Genomic DNA, 7406 nt, shown 5'->3' with positions numbered 1-7406 from the left:
GTCGAGGGACGCGGGTCGTCGTCGGGATCCGCCGACGCAGCGGCCGCCGCGATCGGTGCGGGGGTCGGGGTGGCGGCATCCGGAACCTCTCCGGCATCGCGGACCTCTCCGGGATCCTCCGCCGTGGCGAGAGCTTCGTCGGCGACCGGGGCGGGCGCCGCTCCGGCGCTCGCGTGCACGCGCACGCCACTGACGAGCTCGAGGAAGATGTCTTCCAGGCTCGCGCCCTTGCTCTGCAGGTTCGACAGTGCGATGTCGGCGCCCGCGGCGAGGGCGCCGATCTCGACCGGTTCGTGGTGGCGGATCGTGAAGCCGTTGCGCAGCAGCTGGTGGTCGATCCCGCGGTCCTCGAGCAGGCGCGACAGCGCGGCACGGTCGGGGGAGTCGACGACCGTGGCGTACTCGTCGGGGTCGGCGAGGTCTTCGATGCCGCCCTGGAACACCAGGCGACCACGCGAGATGATCAGTAGAGCGTCAACCGTCTGCTGCACCTCGGCGAGCAGGTGCGACGAGATGAGCACCGTGCGTCCCTCTTCGGCGAGGTGGCGCAGCAGCGAGCGCATCCACCGGATGCCCTCGGGGTCGAGACCGTTCGACGGCTCGTCGAGCACGAGCACGCCGGGGTCGCCGAGGAGTGCGGTGGCAAGTCCCAGACGCTGACGCATGCCGAGCGAGAAGCCGCCGACCCGGCGACCGGCCACGTCGGCGAGCCCGACGAGGCCGAGCACCTCATCGATGCGGGAGGTGGGGAGGTTCGCTGCGCGCGCGTAGACCTTCAGGTGGTTCGCGGCCGAGCGACCGGGGTGGAAGCTGGATGCCTCGAGGGCGGCGCCCACGCTCTGCAACGGCGAGGCGAGGTCGGCGTAGCGCTTGCCCCCGATCGTCGCGGTGCCGGCGGTGGGACGCACCAGGCCCAGCAGCATCCGCAGCGAGGTCGTCTTGCCTGCGCCGTTCGGGCCGAGGAAGCCCGTGACCTGCCCGGGTTCGATGCGGGCGGTCAGGCCGTCGACGGCCGAGATCGCCCCGAACCGTTTGGTGAGGCCGGCCAGTTCGAGCACCTGTCCGTCGGGCATGCGGCCCCTTTCCTTCGGCAGACGTTCCGCCCATCTTCCCCGATCCGGGGCCGAAAACGTATCCTCCCCGAGGCGGAGGCGGTCCGCGGGGCCTGTGTAACGTGGCAGCGTGCACGCAGAGCGAACCGAGAACGACAGTGTCCTGGTCGGTGGCCGGGGTGGTCTCGGCCACCTCACGCTCAACCGTCCGGCGGCGATCAACGCGCTCGACCTCGGCATGATCCGCGCGCTCCACCTCACCCTCGACAGGTGGGAGAGCGACACCGACGTCGACATCGTGCTGCTCGACGGAGCGGGCGAGCGCGGCTTCTGCGCCGGCGGCGACGTGCGGGCGCTGCACGGGATGGTCGTCGACGGCCGGACCGACGAGATCCACGCCTTCTTCCGCGAGGAGTACGCCCTCGACCACCGCATCGCCACGTCGAAGAAGCCGGTCGTCGCCATCGCCGACGGCGTGTGCATGGGCGGGGGCATCGGCCTCGCCGGTCACGCGGCGATCCGCATCGTCACCGAACGCTCGCGTCTGGCGATGCCCGAGACGCGCATCGGATTCACCCCCGACGTGGGCGGGTCGTGGCTGCTCGGCCGTGCGCCCGGCCGGATCGGCGAGTACCTCGCGCTGACGGGCGGGACGATGGATGCCGCCGACGCCCTGTACGCCGGCTTCGCCGACCACATGGTGCCCACCGCCCATCTCCCGGCGCTCTACGAAGCGCTGGAGTACCGTGCCGACCCCTCCAGCCCGACCGAGTTGGTGCTGCTGTTCGACGAGACGCCCGAGCCGTCGCGCTTCGAGACAGAGCGGGAGTGGATCGACGAGGCGTTCTCGGCCGCCGATGTCCCCGGCATCCTGGAGCGCCTGCGCGCCCGGCCCGAGGCCGAGGCGCAGCAGACGGCCGAGGTACTCGCGACCGCGTCGCCGACGGCGCTCGCCGTGACGCTCGAGGCGGTCCGCCGGGCACGCGAGCTACCGTCGCTCCGGGCAGCCCTCGCGCAGGAGTACGGCCTCGTGCTGTGGTTCGCGTTCACGCAGCCCGACCTGGTCGAGGGCATCCGCGCGCAAGTCGTCGACAAGGACCGCTCTCCGTCGTGGTCGCCGGTACGGCTCGACGACCTCCCCGCCGAGCGCGTCGCCGAGGCGTTCGCCTACGAGCCCACCCCGGCGTTGTGGTGACGAGCGCATGACCCCGTCGCGGCGTCGCTGGTCGATTGGTCGGGCCCTCGACGGGTTCTTCTTCGTCTTCGCCGGTGCCGCCGCGATCTGGCTCGCCTACCTGAGCCTCACCCAGTCGTTCTCGCTCGGGTGGGGCGGGGTGCTCATGGCGGTGGCGTTCTGGGTGCTGCTCGCCTACTTCGCGCTGCCGCGGCTTCATCGCATCCTCACCGCCGTCTACGTGCCCGACTACTTCATGGGCCGCACCCGCACCTCCGACGGGCTCCTCGGCGATCCCGTGAACCTCGCCCTGCAGGGGTCTCGCGAGAACGTCGAAACCGTGATGGCCTCGGCCGGATGGATCCCGGCCGACCCCGTGAGCCTGCGGTCGTCGTGGCGCATCGTCGTGTCGACGCTGCGCCGTCGGAGCTACCCGCGCGCGCCCGTGAGTCCGCTGTTCCTCTTCGGACGGATGCAAGACCTCGCGTACCAGCAGGAGGTCGCGGGCTCTCCCGCCCAGCGCCACCACGTGCGGCTGTGGAAGTGCCCCGACGGGTGGCTCCTGCCGGGGGGACGCCGCGTCGACTGGCTCGCCGCGGGGACGTTCGACCGCGCGGTCGGGCTGTCGCTGTTCACGCTGCAGGTCACGCACCGCATCGACGCCGACACCGACATCGAGCGCGACCACATCGTCGCGAGCGTCCGCGGAGTGCCGGGTGTCGAGGTCGACGTCATCCGCGACTTCGCCACCGGCTACCACTCGAGAAACGGCGGAGGCGACAGCATCAGCACCGACGGCGACCTGCCGATCATCGACGTGAGCGCGGTGCGTCCGTCCGCACCCGAGGGGGTGTCGGCGCCGTGAGCGCAGAGCGGCTTCCCGAGAAGCGCGTGGCGTTCGAGCCGCCGGTCGACCCGACCACGGCCGATCCGGCGATGCGCCGGCCGGCCTCGATCGTCACCGGCAGCGTCCTCGTGCTGCTGCGCGCGGCGGCGGGGGCGCTGTGGGCGGCGAGTGTGGCGTTCTCACTCCCACCGTGGCTGCGCGAGATCGCGGGCGCGGCGAGCGGGAACGCGGACGAGCCTCTCGATCTGAGCGTGTCCGACCTGGGTGTGGATACCGCGGTTTTCCTCGGCGTGGTCGCCGTCGTCTGCGCGGTGCAGGTGGTCTTCGGCATCCGGATCTTCTTCGGCGGCAACCTCGCGCGGGTGCTGGTGATGGTCATATCGGTGGCGTCGATCAGCGCCAGTTTCGTGGGGTGGTGGGAGTTCGGGCAGGTGATCACCGTGCGGACGACCCTGATCACGCTGAGCCTGGACATCCTCGTGCTGCTCGCCCTGTCGAGCCGCGACGCCGCGGCCTATGCGCGGAGGCTGCGTCGCCCCCTACGGCGGCGCCGGGATCGTCGTCGAGGGGCGGATGCCGCGGAAGCGGTGTGAGACGCCGTCGCCACGGGCCGTGCACGGCCGCGGCGGGTTAGCCTGAGAGGCGCCGCGCACCCGGGCGGCAGAACGGATGACGCACGTGTTCGACAGCCCCATGTCGTCCTCGGCATACGAGGTGCTCCGCGTCGCGGCCGACGTCGATGACGAGGGTCTGCGCCGCGCCTACCGCGTACGGCTGCGCGAGACGCACCCCGACACCGGCGGCGACGCCGCACTGTTCGTGCAGGTGCAGCGCGCATGGGAGCTCGTCGGGACGTCCGAGGCCCGCAGCGTCTACGATCGCGGCCGCGGGTCTACCGCGGGTGAATGGGGCGGCGGGTCCACGGCATCCGCTCCCTCCCGTCCGACCGACACGCGACCGCGCGCCCGGTCGTACGGACAGCCCGGCGGGTGGCGTCGCGAGCGCTACCTCGGCCTGATCCGCGAGTGGGTCGGTCGCGGCGTCGACATCGCCGACCCCTACGACCCCGCGCTCGTGCGCTCGGCTCCGCCCGAGATCCGGCACATCCTCGCCGACGCGCTCGCCGAGGAGGAGACGGCGCGGCTCGTGTCGGAGCTGGGCATGGGCTACACGGTCTGGCACGACGTGTTCGCCGACCGTGACGGACGCGATCCCGAGCAGAAGCTCGACCACCTCGTGCTCGGACCGAGCGGACTCTACGCCCTGCTCAGCGAGGACTTCGGCGGTCCGGTCGGCGTGCGCCGCGGCGAGATCAGCGGCCCGCACGTCATCGGTGCGCCCGTGACCGAGTTGGTCTCGCGTGCCCGCGTCATCGCCCGGTCCGCGGGCGTGCGCTTCAGCGGTGCGATGGTCGTGCTCCCTGACGACGACGTGCTCGAGGCCGTCACCGAGCTCGGCAAGATGCGCGGCACACCGGTCGCCCTCGTCACCCGCAGCGCGTTGACGACGCTGCTGCGTCGCGGCATCCCGGGTGCGCGCGAGGTCGGCGGGACCGAGCTGTTCGACATCCGCACGCGGCTGCAGCAGCGCGTGCGCCACGTTTAGGACGACCCGCACGGTCCTGTCTCGGTGGTCCGCTCTCGCGCGGTCATGTCTAGGGTGGAGCCATGAGTACCGACGAGACCTCGGACGCTTCGGCGTCCGACGACATGAAACGCAAGTTCAAGGAAGCGCTCGAGAAGAAGAACGGGCATCAGCGTTCGGGTCAGGCGCACCTCGACGGCCACTCCGCCGTGCAGGGCACGCACGGAGCGGTCACCAAGCGCGAGTTCCGCCGCAAGAGCGGCTGACCGAGCGGCCCTCTCACCGGGGTCGGTATCGGATCGCACGGAGGTGTCGCCTCGCCGTTCTCGGCGGCGACACCTCCGTCCGCTTCACGGGCGCTTCAGAGGCGCCTCGAAGAACGTCAGCTCGAGGCGCATCGACCGGTCGTAGGCCGCGGCCATCGCCGAGCGTTCGGACGCGGATGCCGTTCGGGCCGCGTCATCCACGATCGCCGCCGCCCGAGCCGACGACGCAGCGAACGCCTCGTCGCCGTAGGCGGTGAGCCAGTCGGCGTAGGGGTGGTCGGCGGCGAACGTGCCCCGCCAGCGGGCGCCGATGTCGGTGTACAGCACGAAGCAGGGCAGGATCGCGGCGACCAGGACCGCATAGGAGCCCACTGTCGACGCCGCGTGCAGGTGGTCGGTGTAGTCGAGGGTGGATGCCGCGGGCTCGAGCCCCGCCGGGTCGACGTGCGTCTGGTGGAGCGCCGCCTCCTCCTCGAGGCACGAGACGGAGGCCGCCGCCCAGAACCGCTGCTCGTCGACGGTCGGTGCCAGTGCTGCGGCGCGGGCGAGCACCCGCGCGTACTCGCGGAGATACAGCAGGTCCTGGCCGAGATACCAGCCGAAGGCGTCGCGATCCAGGTCGCCGGATGCCAACCCCCGCACGAAGGCGCAGGCGTCGACGTCGGCTCTCACCGGGGCCACGGCATCCCATCGTTCGGTGCTCCAGGATGCCGCCTCGCCCCGCGGGGCGTCCGGTACCGGCGGGCCGAGCTCGATGTGCGGGCGCAGCTCGTGCAGGTGGTCGATGGGACCGTTGCCGCGTCCGACCCGCAGGGCATCGGCGTGCTCGAGGGCGCCGGTGAGCCAGTGTTTCGCGCGCGTCAGGGCCTCGGGCCACGACATGCCGTGCGCCGCGAGGGTCGCCATGGCCGACGACAGCGAGCAGCCCGTGCCGTGGGTGTGACGCGTGGCGACCCGGCGCCCGGGCACCGGGTGCACGTCGGCGCCGACGATGATGGCATCCGGACTCTGCTCGCCGTCGAGGTGTCCGCCCTTCAGCAGGACCGCGGTGTCGGCTCGCTCGGCCAGGGTCTGCGCCTGCGCCACGGCTTCCTCCCAGCTCGTCGCGACGGATCGGCCGACCAGGACGGCGAGCTCGGGCAGGTTCGGTGTGACGAGGTCGGCGCGGCGGCACAGCGCTTTGACCGCTTCTTCGGCGTCGGTGTCGAGCAGGCGGTCGCCGCTGGTCGCGACCATCACCGGATCGAGCACGACGATCGGGGGGCGCGCCTCGGCCAGCACATCGACCAACCACGTGTCGACGGTGGCGACGACCTGGGCCGAGCCGAGCATGCCGATCTTCACCGCGTCGATGTCGACGTCGTCGCTGACCGCGCGCAACTGCGCGTCGAGGAACGACGTCGGCGGCACGTGCACCTCGCGGACGCCGACGGTGTTCTGCGCGACGAGCGCCGTCACCGCGGCCATGCCGTAGCCGCCGAAGGCCGCGATCGACTTCAGGTCGGCCTGGATCCCGGCACCCCCGGTGGGGTCGGTGCCGGCGATGCTGAGGACGCGGGGGACAACCGGCGTTGCGTCGGGCGCCGCGCGGCGCGGTGCAACGGGTGGAGTGTCGTTCACGTGTCTGCTCCCCACGCCGCCGTGAGGGCGCGCACCACCGCGCCCGGGTCATCGGCCGCGCACACCGCCGAGACGACGGCGACGCCCGCCGCTCCCGCCGCACGGAGGGCGGTGACGTCGTCGACGTCGATCCCGCCGATCGCCACGCACGGCAGGGCGGTGGATGCCGCGAGCTCGCCGAATCCGTGGATACCCAGGGGCTGCGGGTGGTCGGGCTTCGTCGCCGTGGCGCGGATGACGCCGACACCGAGGTAGTCGACGGTGCCCTCCGGCAGGGCGGCGGCTGCGGCGAAGTGGGCCGGGGTATTCGCGGTCCAGCCCACGAGGGCGTCGGTGCCGAGCAGGGCGCGCGCGGCGTCGACGGGCAGATCGCTCTGACCGAGATGGATGCCGTCGACCCGGGCGCCGCGGTCACGTGCGGCGAGGACGACGTCGAGGCGGTCGTCGACGAGGAAGGCGCACCGCCCCGCGATGACGTCGGCGAGGTCGAGGGTGCGGGTGAAGAGTTCGGCGCCGCCGGCGACCTTGTCGCGCAGCTGCACGACGGTGACGCCCGCGGCCGCCGCCTGATCGACGATGTCGCGCAGGCGGTCGAAGGGGACGCGGTGGTCGGTGACGAGGTGGAGCGAGAGGTCGGTCATCGCGTGAACTCCGCCCGGCCCGTGAGGTCTTCCGGTCGCACCGCGGCGAGTTCGTCGAGGAAGGCGACGGCGAACGATCCCGGTCCTCGGGATCCGGATGCCGCCCGCTCCGACGCCACGGCCCACACCGCGGACGCGGCGACCGCCGCCTCGAACGGCTCGGCCACGGCCGCGAAAGCCGCCATCGCGCTGGCCCACAACCTGCACCCCATCGTGTGCGTG

9 protein-coding genes are annotated in these 7406 nt (G+C 72.3%); 5 read left to right on the top strand and 4 right to left on the bottom strand.

All coding sequences use genetic code 11. The features are described 5' to 3' along the window. Nucleotides 1-1073: ATP-binding cassette domain-containing protein (locus RWP81_RS12400; RefSeq protein WP_314456531.1), on the bottom strand; the 1073-nt coding region annotated here is incomplete at its 3' end. Nucleotides 1074-1182: 109 nt separating this feature from the next. On the opposite strand from RWP81_RS12400, the gene RWP81_RS12395 reads away from it, so the two are divergent. From RWP81_RS12395 to RWP81_RS12375, 5 genes are all read left to right on the top strand, one after another. Continuing rightward, nucleotides 1183-2247 carry an enoyl-CoA hydratase/isomerase family protein gene (locus RWP81_RS12395; protein ID WP_314456529.1) on the top strand — a complete coding sequence of 355 codons (1065 nt, stop codon included), beginning with the start codon at nt 1183-1185 and terminating at the stop codon, nt 2245-2247. A gap of 7 nt (nt 2248-2254) precedes the next feature. Further along, entirely contained in the window at nt 2255-3091 is an 837-nt protein-coding gene (locus tag RWP81_RS12390) for an LssY C-terminal domain-containing protein (RefSeq protein WP_314456527.1), read from the top strand. Continuing rightward, complete coding sequence (locus RWP81_RS12385) at nt 3088-3666, top strand: hypothetical protein (RefSeq protein WP_314456525.1); 579 nt, start codon at nt 3088-3090, stop codon at nt 3664-3666. Before RWP81_RS12390 ends, RWP81_RS12385 begins: the two co-directional genes overlap by 4 nt. Nucleotides 3667-3751: 85 nt before the next feature. Continuing rightward, entirely contained in the window at nt 3752-4678 is a 927-nt protein-coding gene (locus tag RWP81_RS12380; protein WP_314456523.1) for a DnaJ domain-containing protein, read from the top strand. A gap of 62 nt (nt 4679-4740) precedes the next feature. Then, nucleotides 4741-4923 carry a DUF5302 domain-containing protein gene (locus RWP81_RS12375; RefSeq protein ID WP_055951754.1) on the top strand — a complete coding sequence of 61 codons (183 nt, stop codon included), beginning with the start codon at nt 4741-4743 and terminating at the stop codon, nt 4921-4923. An 84-nt stretch (nt 4924-5007) separates the two neighbouring features. Here the strand turns inward: RWP81_RS12375 and RWP81_RS12370 are convergent, their stop codons facing one another. The 3 genes from RWP81_RS12370 to RWP81_RS12360 form a co-directional block, all read right to left on the bottom strand. Continuing rightward, the gene (locus RWP81_RS12370; RefSeq protein ID WP_314456521.1) at nt 5008-6543 is read right to left on the bottom strand and encodes a bifunctional hydroxymethylpyrimidine kinase/phosphomethylpyrimidine kinase; all 1536 of its coding nucleotides are present in this window, start codon (nt 6541-6543) and stop codon (nt 5008-5010) included. Beyond that, nucleotides 6540-7184: a thiamine phosphate synthase gene (gene thiE / locus RWP81_RS12365; protein WP_314456519.1), complete on the bottom strand. Its 645-nt coding sequence runs from the start codon at nt 7182-7184 to the stop codon at nt 6540-6542. Before thiE ends, RWP81_RS12370 begins: the two co-directional genes overlap by 4 nt. Further along, nucleotides 7181-7406, bottom strand: a 226-nt coding sequence (locus tag RWP81_RS12360) for a hydroxyethylthiazole kinase (RefSeq protein WP_314456517.1), incomplete at its 5' end; no start/stop codon positions are given. The genes RWP81_RS12360 and thiE, both read right to left, overlap by 4 nt.

Origin of the sequence: uncultured Microbacterium sp. (assembly GCF_963521695.1) — a bacterium.
In the GTDB taxonomy this organism is placed as follows: Bacteria; Actinomycetota; Actinomycetes; order Actinomycetales; family Microbacteriaceae; genus Microbacterium.
This window is presented reverse-complemented; position numbering and strand designations above follow the sequence as displayed.